This window comes from Evansella sp. AB-P1 (genome assembly GCF_029688925.1).
Classification (GTDB): domain Bacteria; phylum Bacillota; class Bacilli; order Bacillales; family Salisediminibacteriaceae; genus Evansella.
The window spans coordinates 86,017-105,504 of sequence record NZ_JARUKY010000009.1 but is presented as its reverse complement, the minus strand read 5'-3'; the positions used below and the strand labels follow the sequence as shown (position 1 = coordinate 105,504).

At 35.5% G+C, this 19,488-nt stretch carries 21 protein-coding genes; 13 read left to right on the top strand and 8 right to left on the bottom strand.

The annotated features are described in order from the left end of the window. The first annotated feature begins 197 nt into the window (after nucleotides 1-197). Nucleotides 198-848 carry an ABC transporter ATP-binding protein gene (locus tag QA612_RS11100; RefSeq protein ID WP_278283883.1) on the top strand — a complete coding sequence of 217 codons (651 nt, stop codon included), beginning with the start codon at nucleotides 198-200 and terminating at the stop codon, nucleotides 846-848. Next, entirely contained in the window at nucleotides 841-1,623 is a 783-nt protein-coding gene (locus QA612_RS11095; protein ID WP_278283882.1) for an ABC transporter permease, read from the top strand. Before QA612_RS11100 ends, QA612_RS11095 begins: the two co-directional genes overlap by 8 nt. Before the next feature lie 24 nt (nucleotides 1,624-1,647). Here the strand turns inward: QA612_RS11095 and QA612_RS11090 are convergent, their stop codons facing one another. Together QA612_RS11090 and QA612_RS11085 are read right to left on the bottom strand one after the other, a co-directional pair. Further along, nucleotides 1,648-2,292 (bottom strand): phosphatase PAP2 family protein, encoded by a 645-nt coding sequence (locus QA612_RS11090; RefSeq protein WP_278283881.1) that lies wholly within the window; start codon nucleotides 2,290-2,292, stop codon nucleotides 1,648-1,650. Between the two features lie 129 nt (nucleotides 2,293-2,421). Continuing rightward, entirely contained in the window at nucleotides 2,422-3,339 is a 918-nt protein-coding gene (locus tag QA612_RS11085; protein ID WP_278283880.1) for a YncE family protein, read from the bottom strand. Between the two features lie 198 nt (nucleotides 3,340-3,537). Between QA612_RS11085 and QA612_RS11080 the strand changes: the two genes are divergently transcribed. The 5 genes from QA612_RS11080 to QA612_RS11060 all read left to right on the top strand — a co-directional run bounded on the left by QA612_RS11080 (nucleotide 3,538) and on the right by QA612_RS11060 (nucleotide 9,484). Beyond that, entirely contained in the window at nucleotides 3,538-3,966 is a 429-nt protein-coding gene (locus tag QA612_RS11080) for an RDD family protein (RefSeq protein ID WP_278283879.1), read from the top strand. A gap of 131 nt (nucleotides 3,967-4,097) precedes the next feature. Then, nucleotides 4,098-4,715 (top strand): response regulator transcription factor, encoded by a 618-nt coding sequence (locus QA612_RS11075; RefSeq protein WP_278283878.1) that lies wholly within the window; start codon nucleotides 4,098-4,100, stop codon nucleotides 4,713-4,715. A gap of 172 nt (nucleotides 4,716-4,887) precedes the next feature. Further along, nucleotides 4,888-6,618 (top strand): thiol reductant ABC exporter subunit CydD, encoded by a 1,731-nt coding sequence (gene cydD / locus QA612_RS11070; RefSeq protein ID WP_278283877.1) that lies wholly within the window; start codon nucleotides 4,888-4,890, stop codon nucleotides 6,616-6,618. Then, a complete protein-coding gene (cydC, locus tag QA612_RS11065; RefSeq protein WP_278283876.1) occupies nucleotides 6,615-8,339 on the top strand; it encodes a thiol reductant ABC exporter subunit CydC in 1,725 nt (574 codons plus the stop codon). The genes cydD and cydC overlap by 4 nt, the downstream gene beginning before the upstream one ends. A gap of 344 nt (nucleotides 8,340-8,683) precedes the next feature. Then, nucleotides 8,684-9,484, top strand: a complete 801-nt coding sequence (locus tag QA612_RS11060) for a hypothetical protein (RefSeq protein ID WP_278283875.1) — start codon at nucleotides 8,684-8,686, stop codon at nucleotides 9,482-9,484. Here QA612_RS11060 and cydS read toward each other — a convergent pair. Genes cydS through QA612_RS11045 form a run of 3 tightly spaced genes read right to left on the bottom strand, consistent with a single transcriptional unit; the run spans nucleotide 9,481 to nucleotide 12,069 of the window. Then, nucleotides 9,481-9,651, bottom strand: coding sequence for a cytochrome bd oxidase small subunit CydS family protein (gene cydS / locus QA612_RS11055; protein WP_278283874.1), 171 nt, complete (start codon nucleotides 9,649-9,651; stop codon nucleotides 9,481-9,483). The two genes, QA612_RS11060 and cydS, sit on opposite strands and share 4 nt — an antisense overlap. A gap of 18 nt (nucleotides 9,652-9,669) precedes the next feature. Further along, nucleotides 9,670-10,695, bottom strand: a complete 1,026-nt coding sequence (locus tag QA612_RS11050) for a cytochrome d ubiquinol oxidase subunit II (RefSeq protein WP_278283873.1) — start codon at nucleotides 10,693-10,695, stop codon at nucleotides 9,670-9,672. An 18-nt stretch (nucleotides 10,696-10,713) separates the two neighbouring features. Continuing rightward, nucleotides 10,714-12,069: a cytochrome ubiquinol oxidase subunit I gene (locus QA612_RS11045; protein ID WP_278283872.1), complete on the bottom strand. Its 1,356-nt coding sequence runs from the start codon at nucleotides 12,067-12,069 to the stop codon at nucleotides 10,714-10,716. A gap of 344 nt (nucleotides 12,070-12,413) precedes the next feature. Here QA612_RS11045 and QA612_RS11040 point away from each other — a divergent pair, with 344 nt between their 5' ends. Beyond that, nucleotides 12,414-12,608 (top strand): hypothetical protein, encoded by a 195-nt coding sequence (locus QA612_RS11040; RefSeq protein ID WP_278283871.1) that lies wholly within the window; start codon nucleotides 12,414-12,416, stop codon nucleotides 12,606-12,608. A 491-nt stretch (nucleotides 12,609-13,099) separates the two neighbouring features. On the opposite strand, the gene QA612_RS11035 is transcribed toward QA612_RS11040, so the two are convergent. Together QA612_RS11035 and QA612_RS11030 are read right to left on the bottom strand one after the other, a co-directional pair. Beyond that, entirely contained in the window at nucleotides 13,100-13,264 is a 165-nt protein-coding gene (locus tag QA612_RS11035; protein ID WP_278283870.1) for a hypothetical protein, read from the bottom strand. 12 nt (nucleotides 13,265-13,276) lie between these two features. Continuing rightward, the gene (locus QA612_RS11030) at nucleotides 13,277-14,632 is read right to left on the bottom strand and encodes a YeiH family protein (protein WP_278283869.1); all 1,356 of its coding nucleotides are present in this window, start codon (nucleotides 14,630-14,632) and stop codon (nucleotides 13,277-13,279) included. Between the two features lie 305 nt (nucleotides 14,633-14,937). On the opposite strand from QA612_RS11030, the gene QA612_RS11025 reads away from it, so the two are divergent. From QA612_RS11025 to QA612_RS11005, 5 genes are all read left to right on the top strand, one after another. Next, nucleotides 14,938-15,465, top strand: coding sequence for a YceI family protein (locus tag QA612_RS11025; protein WP_278283868.1), 528 nt, complete (start codon nucleotides 14,938-14,940; stop codon nucleotides 15,463-15,465). Nucleotides 15,466-15,684: 219 nt separating this feature from the next. Beyond that, entirely contained in the window at nucleotides 15,685-16,218 is a 534-nt protein-coding gene (locus tag QA612_RS11020) for an RNA polymerase sigma factor (RefSeq protein WP_278283867.1), read from the top strand. A gap of 92 nt (nucleotides 16,219-16,310) precedes the next feature. Then, nucleotides 16,311-17,237 (top strand): hypothetical protein, encoded by a 927-nt coding sequence (locus QA612_RS11015; RefSeq protein ID WP_278283866.1) that lies wholly within the window; start codon nucleotides 16,311-16,313, stop codon nucleotides 17,235-17,237. A gap of 161 nt (nucleotides 17,238-17,398) precedes the next feature. Continuing rightward, nucleotides 17,399-18,010: an NAD(P)H:quinone oxidoreductase gene (gene wrbA, locus QA612_RS11010; RefSeq protein WP_278283865.1), complete on the top strand. Its 612-nt coding sequence runs from the start codon at nucleotides 17,399-17,401 to the stop codon at nucleotides 18,008-18,010. Between the two features lie 310 nt (nucleotides 18,011-18,320). Then, nucleotides 18,321-18,581, top strand: coding sequence for a GyrI-like domain-containing protein (locus tag QA612_RS11005; protein ID WP_278283864.1), 261 nt, complete (start codon nucleotides 18,321-18,323; stop codon nucleotides 18,579-18,581). Nucleotides 18,582-18,723: 142 nt separating this feature from the next. On the opposite strand, the gene QA612_RS11000 is transcribed toward QA612_RS11005, so the two are convergent. Continuing rightward, nucleotides 18,724-19,371, bottom strand: coding sequence for a TlpA family protein disulfide reductase (locus QA612_RS11000; protein WP_278283863.1), 648 nt, complete (start codon nucleotides 19,369-19,371; stop codon nucleotides 18,724-18,726). Between the last annotated feature and the right edge of the window lie 117 nt (nucleotides 19,372-19,488).

Genomic DNA, 19,488 nt, shown 5'->3' with positions numbered 1-19,488 from the left:
TTATCACTACTATCTACTGGAAATTTTAGCATAATAAATGTCAAATCATTCTAAGTATTGTTACAAAATATTGACATTTATAATTGGTGAAAGAGCTAGGGTTTAGTTTTATAAGCAAAAGTGTTATTTTCAATAGGGATAGGGAACATTAGGCTATACAAGTGAGTGTCGTGTCGTGATAAAAAGGAGAGTAAACGATGTTTACATTAAAAGAAGTAACGTACAACGAAATATTACATATTAAAGAACTACATATTCCTGGTGAAAAAATAACGTGTATCGTTGGGGAAAGTGGGAGTGGGAAAAGCACTGCTGTGAAACTCCTAAATAATCTTATTTCAAGTGATGCTGGTAGTATCGAATATAAAAATAAACCTATACATACGTTCGATACAATTGACTTGAGACGTGAGGTCGTAATGGTGCCTCAAACCCCAATTATTTTTGATGGTACAGTGAAGGAGAACCTCCTTATTGGGTTGCAATTTTCGGAAAAGCCGTTTGTAGAGGATGAAAAGCTACATGCTGTCCTTGAAACGGTACATTTAAAGAAAAGCTTAGAAGAGTCTGCAGATCAATTATCAGGAGGAGAAAAACAGCGCCTGTCTCTTGGACGAGTATTAATTATGGAACCAGAAGTGTATATTTTTGATGAACCCACATCTGCATTAGATGAAGCAACAGAGGATCGGGTAATGGGGAATATCATAAAAGAAATAAAAGGAAATCAGAAAACGGCGATCATAATTACTCATTCCAAAAAGGTTGCACAAACATACGGAGACCTTATCGTTGAAATAAAGAATGGACAAATTGTTGAAACGAAGGAGATAAGCAATCATGGATGAGATAATGGAGCTTGGACTCTGGCAGATGGTTGCTGCGTATTTATTCATTGTTGTTTTATATATTATTTTAAAGTTAAGAGGAATTGAAAGGGAAAAGGAATTATTAATTTCAACACTACGCATGACGTTGCAGCTCGTGTTCGTAGGGTATTTATTAGCGTACCTTTTTGAAAATAATCACGTGTTATGGATACTGTTAATCATAGTGGTGATGCAATTATTTGCTATACAGAATATCTTTAAAAGAGTGAAGCACCCTTTAGGAAGAAAGTTAAAACAAATTATTATTCTATCGATGATAGCAGGGACGTTAGCCAGTATATTTTATTTTATTATCGTCGTTGTTCAAGTGACACCATGGTATGAAGCAAGATACTTTATTCCCATCGCGGGTATGATGATAGGCAACTCCATGACTGGCGTCGCATTAGGAGTTCAACGACTAGTAGAGGGTATGCATGACCAAAGAAATCATATTGAAGGAGCACTCATGCTTGGAGCAACGCCAAAAGTGGCATCCAAAAAAATAGTTAATCAAGCTTTTGATGCAGCAATTTTGCCAACGATAAATTCCATGGTAGGAATGGGTATTGTATTTTTACCAGGTATGATGACGGGGCAAATATTAGCTGGATTGTCTCCTGTTACGGCAATTCAATACCAAATTGCAATAATGTTAGGGATTGTGGGCTGTGTTTCAATAACCGTAATTATGTTTGTACAGCTAGGTTATAAGGCATTCTTTAATGAAAAATCGCAATTTAGAAATCTTTAGGGACGGTTCTTGTGAATCTTTCGTTTAACGAAACGAAAGATTCAGTTTAATCATTCCAAAATGACAAAGTATGAACCAAACGAATGAAATACTTACTGCTGCTAGTATATCAGAAGGGAAGTGCTCTCCTAGAATGACCCTACTAGCTGAAACGCCTATAATAATGAAGATACAAATAAAATAGAATAGTATTTTCCATCCTGGTTTTTTCACATAAAGGTATGTAAGGTAAATAAAAAAGGAAAACAGTAAGACTGTACGCATCGTATGCCCACTTGGAAAGCTATAGGAGGCTAATTCAAAGGAATAGCCAAACACTTCAATGTTACTCATTTCACCAGGACGTTCCCGCTGAAAACCTATTTTTAATAATAGGTTAAATACGATCCCACCAACAATAAGGACGATTAAATAGATACTATGGAACCAATCCTTTTTGATGATTAAAAAGCCAGTCATGGCAATGGTTAACAAGACAATTGTTTCTCCTGATCCAATTTTCGTAATCCAACTCATGAATTCTATTAATAGGGGAGAAATGCTTGCACTAACCCATGTCATAACAAGATCATCTAGTGTAAATCCATCGTTAAAGAGGGATAAAAAGGTAATGGAAAAGAAAATCAATAAACAAATGAACATTAAAACAAGTAATCGTTTATTCGTCATATCTTTGAAACCACGCTTTCATAAAAACTTAAGTTTTCATCATAGCATAAATGGTATATTTACTCCATTCCCGTTTTTAAGATGAAACGCCTAAAGCATTAGATTCAACTTTAGGCGTTCTTAGCTTTATTACCGAATTAAATAGGCAATTCCATCAGGATGAATACCTACGTCAATCCGACTGTCCTCTTTCAATGTAGTCATATTAATTATAGAAATATCGTTCGTTTTGTTGTTTGCTACGTAGGCGAAAGAGCCAGAGACATTAAAGACAATTCCACCTGCCCATACACCAACAGGAAGTCGTTTAATTTCCCAAGGACGTACTTGTCCATTTATTTTTTGCTCCGTTTCGATAATAGACACGTCACCAGATTCACGGTTAGCAATTAATGCGTATTTTCCATCTGGAGAAAAGACAAGACGAACAGGGACACCACCAACTCGACGCTTATGAAGTACTTCGTATGTTTCTCTATCAATAACAAAAAGGGTATCATCCTCCTGATTTGCTACATAAAGATGTGCACCGTTTGGATGAACAGCAACCCCTTCTGGACCAGGTCCAACTGGGAAATGAGTAACGATTTCCTCTTTTCCTACATCCATAACTGTAATATTGTTACTTCCGATATTAGGAATGTATACTGTCTTCCCATCTGGGGAAAAGGAAATCATGTGAGAATATTTTTGGTTTGTTGGAATTACTTTTTCAATTTCATCTGTCTCTGTGTTTATAATAAACACTTTCTCACTATATGTAGAGGCTAAATATAGCTTTTCTCCGTCCTTTGTAATTCCAACACCATGTGGAAAACTGAAGTCTGGGTGCTCTAACCTTTTTACAATTTCAAACGTATCATTGTCAATGATATCCACCTTATTCCCTAAGGAGCAGGCAACGTATGTTTTTTTTCCGTCAGGAGTGACAACAACCTCATGGGGGTTATGATCTGTTTCTATAGTTTTTTCAACTTTATTCGTTTCTAGATTAACAATAGATATGGTATCTTCGTCCTTATTTAACACGATAAGATATTCAGCCATGTTTTTCTCTCCCTTTAAAAATAGTATAACGTATTCTAACATAGATATTTCGGTTCATGAAATAATTGGACGGTTCACGTGAACTGCCTCTATGAAAGTTTTCTAATAAAACATTTTTTGTTTATAATAACAAATGGTAAAATGATTGTAGTATAAATAGATGTTTATATGTGGTTTTATTTTGAAGGAGGATTATGAATGGATATATTTAAAGATAGCCCTGCCCATTTTATGACGCGGTTAGCGGCTATTACGATTGACTATGGAATATTTTTTGTACTACTTTTTATTTTTAGTCCAATTTTACCAACTCCGTTAGCGATTATTTTATTTTTCACCCTATCTTGTATGTATTTTATAGTTTTACCATTAGCATGGGATGGCTACACGGTAGGGAAGCGAGTTGCTGGTATTAGAGTAGCTCATTTAGATGGCAGAGAATTAACAATAAAAGAATTGTTCCTTCGTCAAGTGATTGGAGGCATCATATATATAGGAACTGCTGGTATTTTAACCCTTGTAAGCGGCTATATGGTCCTAAAAAGAGATGACAAGCGTTCCATACATGACAAAATTTCTTCCACTTTTGTTACAAATAATTCCCCAGAGGAAGATGGGTTAAAATAATATTTCCTATTGTAAACCGGAATTGACTAGGGCAATGAGTAGCCCTCATTTCCGGTTTTCTTTACAACATTTTGACAACGATATAGAAGTGTAAAGATCATCATTCCATGTAAAAGTAGGGAGATAGTAAAGTGAAGGTTCTCATTGGAGTAGATCATGAATTGTTAAGGAATGGATTGATTCAACTATTAAAAGATATACAGCCAATTGAGTATATGGTTTTAGCTTCAACAACAGAGGAATATATCCAAGCACTTCGTAAGTATCGCTTTGAATTAGCTGTTGTTGATACGGACTTACCAGGTGCTGGAGGCTTAAAAAATATATTCTCAGTACAAGAAATATTACCGTATCCTCCTAAACGAGTATTTATGTTTAATGAACCAGTTCCAGAATTAGAAGAACAATTTACCAATAAAAAAGTTGAAGGAATCTTTCACGAACGAATGACGTTAGACGAACTGATGATATTTTTTCAAAATATATTAAATGGAGAAAGAGTGTATAGTAAGCCTCACAAAACAGAACATTTTCACTTCTCAAATCAATATTTAAAGGAACACCTATCAAAACGAGAAGAAGAAGTATTTTATATGAAGATTCGTGGGTACACTGTGAAGGACACTGCAGAGCTTTTGAAAATATCTCCTAAGACTGTTGAAAACCATCGACGGAACATACGTAAAAAGCTCGATATTCAAAAAAATAGTGAATGGTATGAATGGGGAAAACGACTTGGAGCCATTTAAGAAAAATATATGTCATTAAATCTTCACGAAGCTACCATACAAAAAGCATTTTTATGAAGTAAAATATAAATAGCATAAACACTACCTATACAGTGTTTTCCTCAAAAGCCCTTTGGAAGTTAAACTATATTAATCACTATTGATTCTTAAGTTAGGAGACGGTGAAAAGCTTATGAAGCAACTGAAGGAAATCAATCGTGCACAAAAAAACAACATGTATTCCCTTGTACTTATGTCCTTCATGCTTGGTATTGTCATAGTAGCGCAAGCGTATTTTATCGTAGAAATAGTAGATAGAGTTTTTTTACAGGACACTTCATTTTCCGCTGTCATTCCGTATCTAGGAGGGCTGTTACTAGTATTAGCTGCAAGATCGCTGGTTACTTATGTGAATGGTCGAACAGGTGTAAAAATGGCTGCGAAAGTGAAAGGGGATTTTCGGAAAAAGCTTCTTAGTAAATATAAGAGAAATCCTGTACAGGCTTCTTTAAAAGGCCAGTCAGGGGAAAAAGTAAGTATTATGATGGATGCAGTGGACGAAATTGATAGTTATTTTAGTAAATACTATCCGCAAATGATACAAACCACGATAGTACCTATACTGATCTTAATTGCAGTATTTTCTCAAAACTGGGTTTCTGGACTTATTATGTTAATTACTGCACCCTTTATCCCTATTTTTATGATCATTATCGGTAAATCAACTCAGAAAAAATCGGAAGAGCAGCTGGAAAAGCTAGCGGCTTTTTCTGGTAGGTTTTTAGATATATTACAGGGATTGACTACCTTAAAGTTATTTGGAAGAGCAAAGGAACAACGTGATGCTATTAAACAAAGTAGTCTAGATTACAGGGATGCAACCATGACTGTTTTAAAGATTGCTTTTGTGTCCTCCTTAATGCTTGAATTTATCTCCATGCTTAGTATTGGGCTTATTGCCTTAGAGGTTGGGTTACGCTTGGTCATATATGAACAGCTGTCTTTTTTTACAGCTTTCTTCGTTTTAATCTTAGCACCGGAATTTTATAATTCCTTAAAGGAGTTAGGAAGTGCTTTTCATGCAGGTCGTGGAAGTATGGGTGCTGCAAAAAAGGTAATAGAAGAATTAGAAATGACGGAACAGCCTGTACAATGGGGCGAAAGAAGGTTAGAAATTAATAGCCCTCCAACAATAAAATTAGAAAATGTTTCTTTTAGTTATAGTGAGGGGAAATTTGCATTAAATAATATTAATCTAGAAATCCCTCCTCATAGTGAAGTTGCTCTTGTAGGGCGAAGTGGATCAGGGAAATCTACCCTTTTAAATGTTATATCTGGAATAGTGTCCCCAACAGAGGGACGAATTTCAGTTCAAAATCAATCTCTATTTGATTATAAAGAAAAGGACTGGTTTGATCATATAAGCTATATCTCTCAAAATCCTTATCTTTTTTCTGGAACGATAGAAGAAAATATTGCTATTGGTGGAAGAGGAATAACAACGATAGAGGAAATTCAACAGGCCGCTAAAAAAGCAGGAATCAATGAGATGATAAAAAGTCTTGAAGAAGGCTTTGATACGATGGTGGGGGAAGGTGGACGAGGCTTATCAGGTGGAGAGAAGCAGCGTGTAGCTTTAGCGAGAGCCTTTTTAAAAAAGCCAACCATTATATTATTTGATGAACCTACTGTAGGATTAGATTTACAAACGGAAAGGATATTACAGCAGTCCATAAAGGAATTGGGCAAATCGGCAACGATCATTACAGTTGCCCATCGTCTTCATACAATTAAAAATGCCGATAAAATACTCTTTTTAGAAGATGGTAAACTTCTTGCTGCTGGAACCCACAAGGAACTGCTTGCCTCCGTACGAGAATATGAACAAATGGTTACTGTTCAACAAGGGGGCGAAACAGGATGAAGGATTTAAAGATCGTAGTAAATTTGATGTTTAGAGAAAAGAAAGATGTTTTTTATTCCATTTTGTTTGGATTTCTAGCTGGTATTGGAGCAGTAAGCTTATTTGCTAATAGTGGCTACTTAATATCAAAGGCTGCTATCATGCCACCGTTGTATGTACTCACGATTAGTATCGCTTTACTAAAGCTGTTCAGTGTAACGAGAGCTGTTAGTAGATATGGAGAACGTTATTTCTCTCACCGTGCAACCTTTACGAAACTGAGTAATTTGAGACAGTACTTTTTTGAAAAATTAGAGCCGCTAGCTCCACAAATATTTCAGAAATATCGAAGCGGGGACCTACTATCAAGGATAGTTGGAGATGTTGAAAGTCTACAAAATTTCTTTCTAAGGGTGTATTATCCTCCTATTGTTATGGTTATTGTATTCTTAGCTACCATTGCATTTACTGCCTTTTTCTCTATCGCAGTGGCAATAGCCCTTGTTTTAGGTCTTATTATCACAGGTTTTTTAGTTCCGTTATGGTTTTCTTTGAAACGAAAGGAAATTGATAATCAATTAAGAGAATCTCGTGGAACAGTTTCAACTGAAGCGATAGAATTTTTCTATGGATTTAGAGATCTAAAGTTATACTATCGCCTCGATGAACAAGCGAACAATTTAGTCAATGCATCTGCTACCTATGTTAATGAACAAAGGAAGGTGGCAGGAAATGAATTATATAACCAGTCGGTGAATCAACTGATTTCTCTTATTGTTTCTTGGATAGTTTTAGGGATGGGAGCATACTTTGTTGCGGAAGGCCAACTAGATGGTGTTTTTCTAGCTATGCTTGTTATGGTTTCTTTAACAGTATTTGAAAATTCAACACCTATGGCAGCATTTCCAGGATATTATCATGATAGTCGACGTGCGGCGAATCGTCTTTTTTCTGTCGTTGAGAAGGAGGAAGAGAATTCATGGGAAGAAAAACTGGAAATAGAAGAAGTGAACATAAATAGGCCACCAACTATTGAGCTACAAAATGTAAACTTCTCTTTCCCTTATGAAGATCGTCTAGCACTAAAAGATATTAATCTTCATTTACAAAGTGGTTCTAAAACTGCCATTGTTGGTCCTAGTGGATCAGGAAAATCCACTCTATTAATGCTTTTATTAAAAGTATTTTCTCGGAATGAAGGAGAAGTAAAGCTGTGGAACAAATCAATAGGAAAGCTTATGGATGAGGATATTTGGAACGGGACAAACATAGCCCTTCAAAGTAATCATTTCTTCTACGGAACAATTAGAGATAATTTACGAATTGCTAAGGATGGACTATCAGATGATGAAATGAAAGCAGTACTAAATAAAGTGAAACTCCAGCAATTTTCCTTGTCTGACCCTGTATTAGAGAAGGGAGAAAACCTATCTGGTGGTGAAAAACAGCGGCTTGCAATTGCGAGGGCGATGTTAAAAGGTTCCCATTTATGGTTGTTGGATGAACCAACCTCCTCTGTGGACATACTGACAGAAAGTCATATTTATAAGGAACTAATGAAACAAGGAGAAAATGACACAATGATTTTTGTAAGTCATCGGTTAACTGGATTGGAAAAGATGGATCAAATTATTGTGATGGAGAACGGTACAATTATTGAAACAGGTTCTTACGATGAATTGATGAATAAGAAAGGGTATTTCTATAAAATGAAAGAAATTGAGAAGGACGTATTTTTGTAAATAAAGTCAAGTTTGAGTATCATTCGACAGATAATAAAATACGTTATGTCAGAAAACTTCGTTAGTTACATAGCTAACGAAGTTTTTTTATGTTTTCTTCATTTTTTTTGAAAAAAGTTATTATGAGATTTGTTGATAAAAGACAGATTCCATTGTTATTTATCAATAGATTCGATTGAAATGATAATACTTAGACAAAATGAACAAGCCTTCATAAAGTCTATGCCGATTTGTATCTACATATGAAAGAATTTGATTAACGGTTTTCTAAATTTCGCTATTTCCCTTATGCTACAATGTAGCCAATTAGGTGGACAAACCATTTATAAAAGGAGATGTTGTAATTGATGTTTGCAATTGAAGGAAGAAATACACAGAAAGAAAACTTCATCGTACAAAATATAATTATTAGTCTAGTGATGGCATATGTTTTGTTTAACCTATTAAATATGTACGTTTTAAATGGAGGGTTTCATCCTACTGATGCGTTTGTTAAACCATTTATTTTATTTCCTCTCTTCTTCTTATTAATAACAGTATTATCAAAACTTGCTCCATATGCATGGAATATGATAAAAGTGATAAGTTATTTTACGGCTGAGAAGTGGAGAGCTCATGCGGTAGTTTATTTCCTTCTATTAGGGACATTAATCACATACGTTTTTTACACTTTCATGAATATTCATATTTGGTCTATTACCTTTAACCCTATTGATTTTATACTGAAGCCATTCATGATCGTGCCAATTTCACTATTGTTGTTAAAAATAGTATCATCGTCCATTAATCATTTGATAACACTGCCTTTGTTTAAGCCAGTGGACATTGCTCCAAAACTAACTGGTAGGAGCTTACTAATAAGAAATAAAATGAAGGAAGGTGAGAGTAACTATATATCTGAAATCATACGTTTAAAAGGGAGGGAACAGCTATTATCTACTAGGAACAGAAAATCGGTGATAAAAAATATATCTATCACCTTTTATATACATTTTAGTAATGAGAAAAGGATGATCAATTTAATAGGAAAGGGCGTTGTAAGTATTCGGGGGCCTACGCATATGTCTTCACTTCTGGGTGTGAAGACACATGGCAAGCTACTTGACTCAGTTCTATACTTTACACATGCTGAAATTGTGAATTAGTTTAAGTTATTCCCAGCTTGATCTAGTACATCATTCGTTTCTTCTTGTTCAGCCTCCGTTACAAAAGCAGGTGGCTTTCCTTTTGTTGCCCAAATAAATACAATAATAATACATGCAACCATCGTTAACGGTGGTGCAATCATGATAAGAAACCAAGTTAGACTCATAATCTGTTTGCATCCCCCTTATAATACTTTAGATTTTTTACCTTCAACATAATCTGCGTCAAATAAAAATAGCTTCATGAGTAAGTACAAAGAAGGAATTAATAATAATAATCCTGCAATGAAAGCTATAATTAAAGCTGTAGCCATTGTTTCATTTGTAAATCCATCGTATATGGTCAAATATGGATAGAGTAAATATGGGAAATGACTGATTCCGTATCCAAAAAATGCAGTGAAGTACTGAATCATCACTAAAATAAATGCAGTTCCATAGTTTCGTTTTTTCCAAATGAAATATGTTGCAATGGCAAATGAAAGAAAGGAAATCCCAAACATCCACCAAAGCTCTACCATATTTTGAAAGTGCTCAGGGTTTCGTTTATTCAATAGAAAGAATACAACAATTCCCATTGTAATAGCAGGGAACGACCATATTAATGCATACTTTCTTAGCAAGTTTAATGCGTTCGTATCCTTTGCCCGTGATGCATAATAAGTTAAAAAGCTTGCTGATATAAACAACACACTAACAACGGCTAGGATTACAACTCCCCACGAGTAAAGGCTACCAAATAATTCTCCATATAACAGCTGAACATTCCCATTATCAATTCGGACATATCCACCTTCAGATATGGTTAAAACCGTCGTTAGTGAAGCTGGAATTAATAATCCAGTAGCCCCATAAAGAAAGGAGTACCATTTGCTTTCCTTTGCACCATAAGTAGCGAAGGCATAGTAGGAGCCTCGAATAGCCAGTAGAATAATAGCTACACTACCTGGAACGAGAAGGGCAGTTCCATAATAATAAGCTGTATCTGGAAAGAAACCAATGATTCCAATTATGAAAAAAACGAGAAATACATTTGTTACTTCCCAAACAGGGGATAGATAACGTTGAATAATGTTGTGAATAATATGGTTCTTTTTCCTTTGCTTCGTATAGTAGCTAAAGAACCCAGCCCCAAAATCTACGGACGCTACAATTAAGTAACCATATAAAAATGTCCAAAGGACGGTAATACCTACAACCTCATAACTCATCTATTTTTTCCTCCCTTCTTAATTGGCTTCCTGTTTTGAATGGTGAACAATTCCTCGTTCCTCTAACTCATGCTCTACAGAATTATTTTTGAACATTCTTCGTAGTACAACGACACAGGTTATACCTAATACGGTGTACAGAATAATAAATACAAGTAACATAATATCAACATGCTGCGACGTTGTGGCTGCTTCAGAAACAGTCATAATGCCATTTAAAATCCAAGGCTGACGACCCACCTCTGCAAAAAACCACCCTGATTGAATCGCTAACATAGATAGAGGTCCACCAGCAAAGACAGCCCAAAGTAATGGTCGACTAAAAGCATTCCAATTCTTCTTCCAATTGAAGAAAACAAAAATCATGGAGACTAAAGCTAGGTACATTCCGATAAATACCATTAAATCGAACATGTAATGTATCCATAATGGTGGAAGTTCATCTGCTGGAAAATCATTCAGTCCTGTTACAACTGTATCTGTTGAACCTCCAGCTAAAATACTAAGTGCATATGGAATTTCTAAAGCAAACCTCACTTCATTATCCTCAGTTAGAATTCCTCCTAAGATTAATGGAGCTTCACTTTCTGTTTCAAAATGCCATTCAGCAGCAGCTAATTTTTCAGGTTGATACTCATGTAAATACTTTCCTGATAAGTCCCCGATTACAGCAGTTCCAATAGCAAAGATAGCCCCTGTTACCATTGTTAAATGGAGTGCTTTTTTATGATAAACGTGATTTTTTCCTTTTAAAATGTTTAATGCAGCTATAGCACCTAAAATGAAGGCAGCTGTTAAGTAACAAGTGATTATGACGTGTGAAATTTTAGTTGGTGTTGCAGGGTTAAACATGGCTGCAAGAGGACTAACATTTGTTAGTACACCGTCTACAATTTCAAAGCCTTGTGGTGCATTCATAAAAGAATTTACCGTTGTAATGAAAAATGCACTAGCAGTTGCTCCAATGACAATGGGAATTACTAATAGGAAGTGCTTCATTTTACTTTTAAAACGATCCCAAGTATAAAGGTAGATTCCTAAGAAAATAGCTTCAAAGAAAAATGCAAATGTTTCCATAAACATTGGTAAACCTATCGTATGACCGGCGGCTCTCATAAAGTTTGGCCATAAAAGGCTTAATTGTAATACGATAGCTGTACCTGTTACAACACCAACGGCAACAGTAACGATGAACCCTCTGGCCCAACGTCTTGCCATGAGTGTATAATGTGGATCATTCCGCTTAATACCCATCCATTCAGCAATGGCTATCATTAGTGGAATACCAACACCGAGAGTTGCAAAAATAACATGAAAGGCTAATGTTAAAGTGGTTAAGATACGACTATACAACACCGGATCGTATTCAAACATACAATAGTACACTCCTGTCTCTATAAATTAATAGTTTAGTAAACAAGCTCCATGAAAGCGGGTTTCTAACTTACTTTGCTCATTATTTAACACTATTTATATAGTAATAATTAATCGGGTAAAGGTTTATGGGTGATATCCCTCATATTTGTGTGAAATTGTGAGCATTTAATGAACGGGATGTGACAATATTGTGAAGTGATGGGGAGGGAAAAAAATTATAAATTTCAGGAAGCACTAATGCTCCTGCAAAAGGGAAAGAGCAGAATTGCAGGCTTATAGAGGTACGTCAATGAACCTGCAAAAGGGAAAGAGCAGAATTGCAGGCTTATAGAGGTACGTCAATGAACCTGCAAAAGGGAAAAGTAGGTTTGCAGTCGTATAGGAGTCGTGCCATGAGCCTGCAAAAGGGAAAAGCAGGTTTGCAGTCGTATAGGAGTCACGCCGTGAGCCTGCAAAAGGGAAAAGCAAGTTTGCAGTCGTATAGGAGTCACGCAATGAGCCTGCAAAAGGAAAAAAGTAGGTTTGCAGGCATATAGGAGTCACGCAATGAGCCTGCAAAAGGGAAAAAGTAGGTTTGCAGGCATATAGGAGTCACGCCATGAGCCTGCAAAAGGGAAAAGCAGGTTTGCAGTCGTATAGGAGTCACGCCATGAGCCTACAAAAGGAAAAAGTAGGTATGCGGTAATATAGATTCTATATTCCTTTAAAGGCTAAAGAATTTTATTTGCTAGGTTTAAGCAGGAATTCAGAGCTGAAGAAAGCCGTAGGAACAGCAAATGCTTGGTCCAATTGTTTTTGCGAAAGAGAAAAAGAAGATTTACAGGCATATTGAAGTTCGTCAATATATCAAAACAAATAAAGAAGGAATGGGTTTCCACTGCCATTCCTTCTATTACGGAAATTCATAAAATTTTTTATCAGGTGTCTAGTAGTATGGACGATGACATTCCACCTACCGTTTCCTACCGCCCTCCCAGCAACGAAAGCTGGATTTGGAGTCACCATACACATACATAACTTAGTAGATTTAGTTTTTATTAGTAATAGTATGATAATGCTCCGTTATTTCGGGGACGTTCATCCACCAAATGTCACCAGCCCCAGGGCCGTTTGAATCTGTTTGATTAGGAAGAAAGGTTACGAGAACAAGGAACACAGCTAGACATAGAAAAAATATAAGTTTCTTTTTCATTTTTATAGCTCCTTAAAATGGCAGAGTGAAAAATGTTCCACTAAAGAAAATCCATGCTGCTATTAACGTTAAAATAATGTTCAGTAACTGCCCAGTAATATAGAGAATAATAGGTTTTCCACCTTGAACGCCTTTAGCTAATTCTTTAAAGTTAGATTCTAGTCCAATACTTACAAAGGCAAGCGTGAAGAATAAGTTTCTATACCCATCAATCGTAGGTAAGGTAGCTTCAACAGTTGCTGTAGGGAGTAAGAATGAAAAGATAAGAGAGGCACCGATGAAACCTAATATAAACTTAGGCATACGATTCCATATTTCTTTTCCAGTTACTTTTTTCTTAGCTCCTCCAGGTGTTGAAGATTGATTACTGCGACTAACAAAAAATATAGCAATCCCCACTGCAACGAAGCCAATAAGAATGTTTTGGACCATTTTAATGACAGAGGCAACCTCCATGGCATTCTCCCCTAACAAAGAACCTGCAGCTACAACTGCTCCTGTTGCATCAATTGTGCCCCCAAGCCAAGCTCCCCCAACAATTGGATCGATTCCAAATAAAGAAACAAGTGCTGGCATACCAAGCATCATAAGAATGGTGAAAATAAGTGTAATGGAAATAGCTAAAGTAATCTCTTCTTTTTTCGCTTTAGCTGCGGTACCTGAAGCAATAGCAGCAGAAACACCACAAACTGCTGTAGCTGAAGAAATCGTTACAGCTAATTCACGTTGATTATGCATCTTCAGCACACGTTGAGAAAATAAGTACATCAAGATAATGACAATCGGAGTTACGATCCATGCTACCCCAACACCTAACATCCCTAATGCTAACATTCTATCAAATAGAATCGATGCCCCTAATAGTACAAGCCCCGTTTTTATGTAAAGCTCTGTGTGTAAAGCTCCTTTTAAAAATGCAGGTGTTTTGAAAACATTACTTATTACTAATCCAATGACTAATGCCCATATGACGTCATTAAATCCATAGTGTCGTAAAGGTCCATACTGACCAAGGACGTAAGCAGCAAGCATTAAGCCAAAAAGAGCAGGGAAAGCTAACAAAAATTTTTTATCACTTTTACCTTTTAAAAAAGATGTTGCAATTCCGAAAATAAGCATGGCAATTACTCCAGTGACTACTATTCCAAGCATTCTGTCTGGAGGAATAGATTGAAGGATGCTTTCACTACCCTCTGTTCCCCATCTCACTGGTAATGTTGCAGCAGGGAATAGTGATAATAAAACGAATGCAATTATTCCAAAGCCAAGCCAAACTGCCCACCAATCCTCTGTATTTAACAGGCTTTTTTTCTTCGGTGATTTCGTTAATTCATTTGTATGTGGAAGTTCTTTTTCTTGTAATGCCATCTTTCTCTCTCCTTTTTTATGTTTATAAAACAAATAAGTTAACTCGGAATTAAATAATAAAAAATGTACTAGTTTAACGAAAGAATAATAATAAATGCATTGTTAATTTACCTTTTAATATTATTCCGATAAAACCAACCTGTCAAGTATATTTTAAAGTGTATAAAAAAGAACGTTTATAAAAAATAAAGTAAATATATTGACTTAAATAAATAATTAATATATAGTTTATTACATAAAGTAAGTAACGGTTAATTTATAAGTAAAACCCTTATAGGGAAATAAACATGTGGAGGTAATGATAAATGACAACTTTTCATTTAGACAAAGTACACAGTGGTGTTGGGTTTCAAGTGAAACATATGATGATTGCTAAGGCAAAGGGTGAATTTAAAGATTTTGATGTTCAAATTGTAGGAGATATGAATAACCTCGAAGGATTAAAAGTAGATGTAACTGTTGATGCGACATCTATCGATACAAACAATGAAGATCGTGATGGGCATTTACGTTCAGCTGATTTTTTTGACGTAGAAAACTATCAAACTATCAAAATTGTTAGTGAGTCCATTAAGAAAGTTTCAGAAGGTGAATACGAATTAACTGCAAATGTGACGATTAAAGACGTAACAAAGACAGAGAAGTTCACCGTAGAGTATAATGGTATGTCGAAAAACCCAATGGATGGAAGTACAGTTACTGGATTTGATGTAGAAGGAAAGATAAATCGTGAAGACTATGGTTTAACATGGAATGCTCCTCTTGAAACTGGAGGAGTATTAGTAGGAAAAGAAGTGAAGCTTATAGCAAACTTTGAATTTATTGTTGAATAAAAATAGAGTAGATAAAAACACCCATAATAATGATGAAGATAAACCGAAGCCATAACATTGTGGCTTTGGTTTTTTATTATTAAATAATGACGAAATCATTATTGACAATATTTGTTTATTTTTATATGATTGATGTGTATTAATTGGTGTAGTACACATAGGTGTATTTACCTATAATAATTGAAAACGGAGTTAAAAATAACATAGGTGGTTAGTTAAATGAATGTAGATAAAAGCACACAAGTATCAGACTGGTACGTGGAGCATGGGTTAGTTATAAATAACTATATTAATAGGATGATATGTGATTATCATGAAGCAGAGGATCTAACACAAGAAACATTCATTAGAGCCTATCGCTTCTTTGACTCATATAATAATGCAGCAAATGCAAAAACGTGGTTATTTCGAATTGCTCATAATGTTACGGTTGACTACATAAGAAAGAAGAAGCCTTTAACAATGATGGACGATAATGTTGAGGATGAACGAGATGATAAAAACCTCTTGCCACAAGAAATTGTAGAACGGAAAGAAGAGTCTAGTCAGTTATATACATGTATTAATAATTTAAAGCCATCTTATCGTGATGTTATTGTGGAACGAAAACTAAATGAATGCACCATTAAGGAAACATGTGATAAGCTCCATTGGTCGGAAGGAAAAGTGAAATCCACACTCCATCGTGCTATACCTGTCCTAATGGAACGAATGAAAAAGGATGAATTTACTGATTGGCAGAAAACGGTGTAATTTAAAATATATTTTTGAAACTTATTCATAAATGAAGGCGTCTCATTTTTGAAATTAACATTGTTTTCAATTCTCATAAGGTGATATTTTTCATGAGAAATAAAAAAACGGTAGTTATGACTAAAAATGAGAAAAGGATGATTGAAGTGAATGGAAAAAAATTATTAGTATCATCTCTAGTAGTAGGAGTATTCTTTGTTGGAGGATTACAAGGTCAAACCGTCCATGGTGAAAAGGATAACATGGTTGACCAGTCAACTAGACAAGTGCTTGATCAAGAGAAAGTAAAGGTTGTTGAAGTTGCTCCAAGTGAAGGAGAGGCAGAAAGAACTTTGATGGACACAGGTGAAGAAGCTCCTGATGATATGGATGACTTTACTAGACAAATTCTTGAATGGGAGAAGGAAGGTATAGACCCTAATCATACAGAGGTGATTGAAAATGTAAGAAATTACATTTCTAAAAACATTCCGAAAGAGATATATTCAAGCCTGCATATCGATCGGGAAGAAAATGAATTAGGTACCATTGTTCTATCCTTTACGGAACCAATCGAAGCAACTCATGAGGAAGCGTTGAAGGAATTAGTAGTAGATCCAGCTGAACTGACTATTCGCCTTGTGGATTTTTCTGAGAAAGAGTTAATGGAAAAGCAAATGGAAATAGACTTAAATGAGTTTTCAGATCAAGGGCTGAATATCTACTTTACATCAGTAAATGTATTCGAAAATAAGGTGGAGGTAGGTATTTCTCCATTCAATGAAGAAAATATCCAATTAATATATGAACGATATGGAAGTGAAATGCTACACGTTATTGAAGGGCATCAAGCAAGATTAATGATCGAGGATGATACAGCAGATTCTATCCAGGAGGATACTTTGTTAATGGTAGAGGAAGTTACAACAACATCTGATGAGACTGGGGCGACTCTGTTAAAATCAGATGAGGAAAAGGAACAAAATGTCTTCCAACGAATCTTTCAATCTATAAGGGATTGGTTTTCAAGCTTGTTTTAAATTATGTACTTTCTGTTAAAAAGCTATGTTGATTTTAATAAAAGTGGGAGGGTGAACGAAGAAGATCGTTCACCCTTTTTTTTTATGTATAAATGAATCAAAATAAGAAATAATATCCAAAGCATTACATATTATTTTTGAATAAAGGAGACGAAACGTCAATGTCTAACATTAATGTAGCGGTCATTTATTACAGTTCAACAGGGACGAACTATCAATTAGCGCAGTGGGCGAAGGAAGGGGCACAGGAGCTTGGAGCCGCTGTAAAAGTATTAAAGGTTCCAGAGCTTGCACCACAGGAAGCGATAGATCAAAACCCAGCTTGGAAAAAGCATATGGAAGAGACAAAGGATGTACCAGAAGTAACTTTAGATGATTTAGAGTGGGCTGATGCTATTATCTTTAGTACGCCAACACGTTTTGGTAACATACCAGGGCAAATGAAGCAGTTTTTAGATACGACGGGTGGTTTATGGTTTAATGGGAAATTAGCTAATAAAGCAGTAAGTGCAATGTCATCAGCTTCTAATCCCCACGGTGGACAGGAAGCAACGATCTTGGCTCTCTATAATACCATGTATCATTGGGGAGCAATTGTGGCAGCTCCTGGGTATACTGACCCTATTATTTTTAGTTCAGGGGGTAACCCTTATGGAACAAGCGTTACTGTAGATCAAGAGGGGAATATGCAGGAAGACGTGCAAGCTGCTGTAAAACATCAAGCAAAACGTACAATAGAAGTTGCTGAGTGGATACAGAAAGGAACAAAGTAAAGTCCAATAAGTTCAATTTTAACCTATATCCAAAATATTTTAATTTACCTATGATTGTATAATGGCTCGGGAACAGTCAAGTTCTCCGAGCCATTACTTGTTGGGATGAAGTTGGAGGAAAATGTTGTTTCTGGTTATGTAGCAGAATTTGCAGCATTAGGATAAGTTGAAATCCTTTGTCATCTTTTTCTCCATTTCTATTAGTATTTACCGATTCTTTTAAAAATAGCAATATAGGAAAAGATAATCGTTAGTGGAATTGTTATTATGGGAGTATCCTAAGTAACTCTTTCTGGAACGGGGGCTTTACATGAACTATGTTCAACTAATTCAAGAAACATTAGACTATATTGATGAAAAAATTATTACCCCACCTGTTGGAGACGACGATTTCGTTGCTTCCATACAAGGTACTTGGAAATATATTTTGGAAGAGTGGTTTCCTAGTTCCGGATATGAAATTGATGACACGAAGCTAGACTTTGAGTTTTATGATGAACGCTGCCACCCTTGGGAATTTGATAAATTTTCAATGGAAATTCACGTCCCTATCAAAAAAAGTATCCTCTAAAGAATAATAACTGGGAAACTAATTATCCTCCCAACTTCTAGTCTAATATAGAAATTGGGAAATTTATGATCTGACCTATATAAGGAAGCATGGGAACCGCCCCTGCTTCCTTATGTTCAGGATGTCAGTTTATCCCCTCTTATTATTCATTATTGTTACTTTCAAATATTTCTATAGCCTCTTCATACATATCTACAATCATGTCGTATGTTGCATAGCCCATTTTTCGTACAGCAATTCTACCATCTGGGTCTATAATAAAAGTGGAAGGTAAAAATTGAATTCTAAATTGCTCTTCAACTAATCCCTCACGATCCATAGCCAAATCATATGGGATACTAAGCTCTTCAATAAACGTATTTATTCTTGTTTCACTCGTCTCGGTATTAGTCATATTTATACCTAGTACTTGAACATTTTCATCTAAATAGTTTTCATGAAAATCAATTAAATAAGGGATCTCGTCACGACAAGGTGCACACCATGAGGCCCATGCATTTAAAATAACAAAATCACCCTTATAATCAGAGATGTGAAGATCTTCTCGATCACCCCAAGCCTCCAATGGAAGTGCCGGTGCCATCATGCCAGGGTAACCACCAATTTCTTCAGATTCCGAATAAGTGAAATCTTCCTCTGGACTTCGATCACTATCATCCCCACTTAAAAATTGTTGCATTAATTGATCATTAGTGTTTTCTTGTTCAGCAAAGAAATGATCGTATACGATGTAAACAGAAAAAACAATAGCGGTCACAGCAATCGCAATTGTAGTTAGTTTTTTTCTCAAATTAAACCCTCACTTTAATTTTTCTCCATATTAAAATGGTTAATACCTGTATTCATTATAATATAAATTGTATATGATGTTTACTTTTCTGTATCAACAAGTGTAACAGGAACAAAC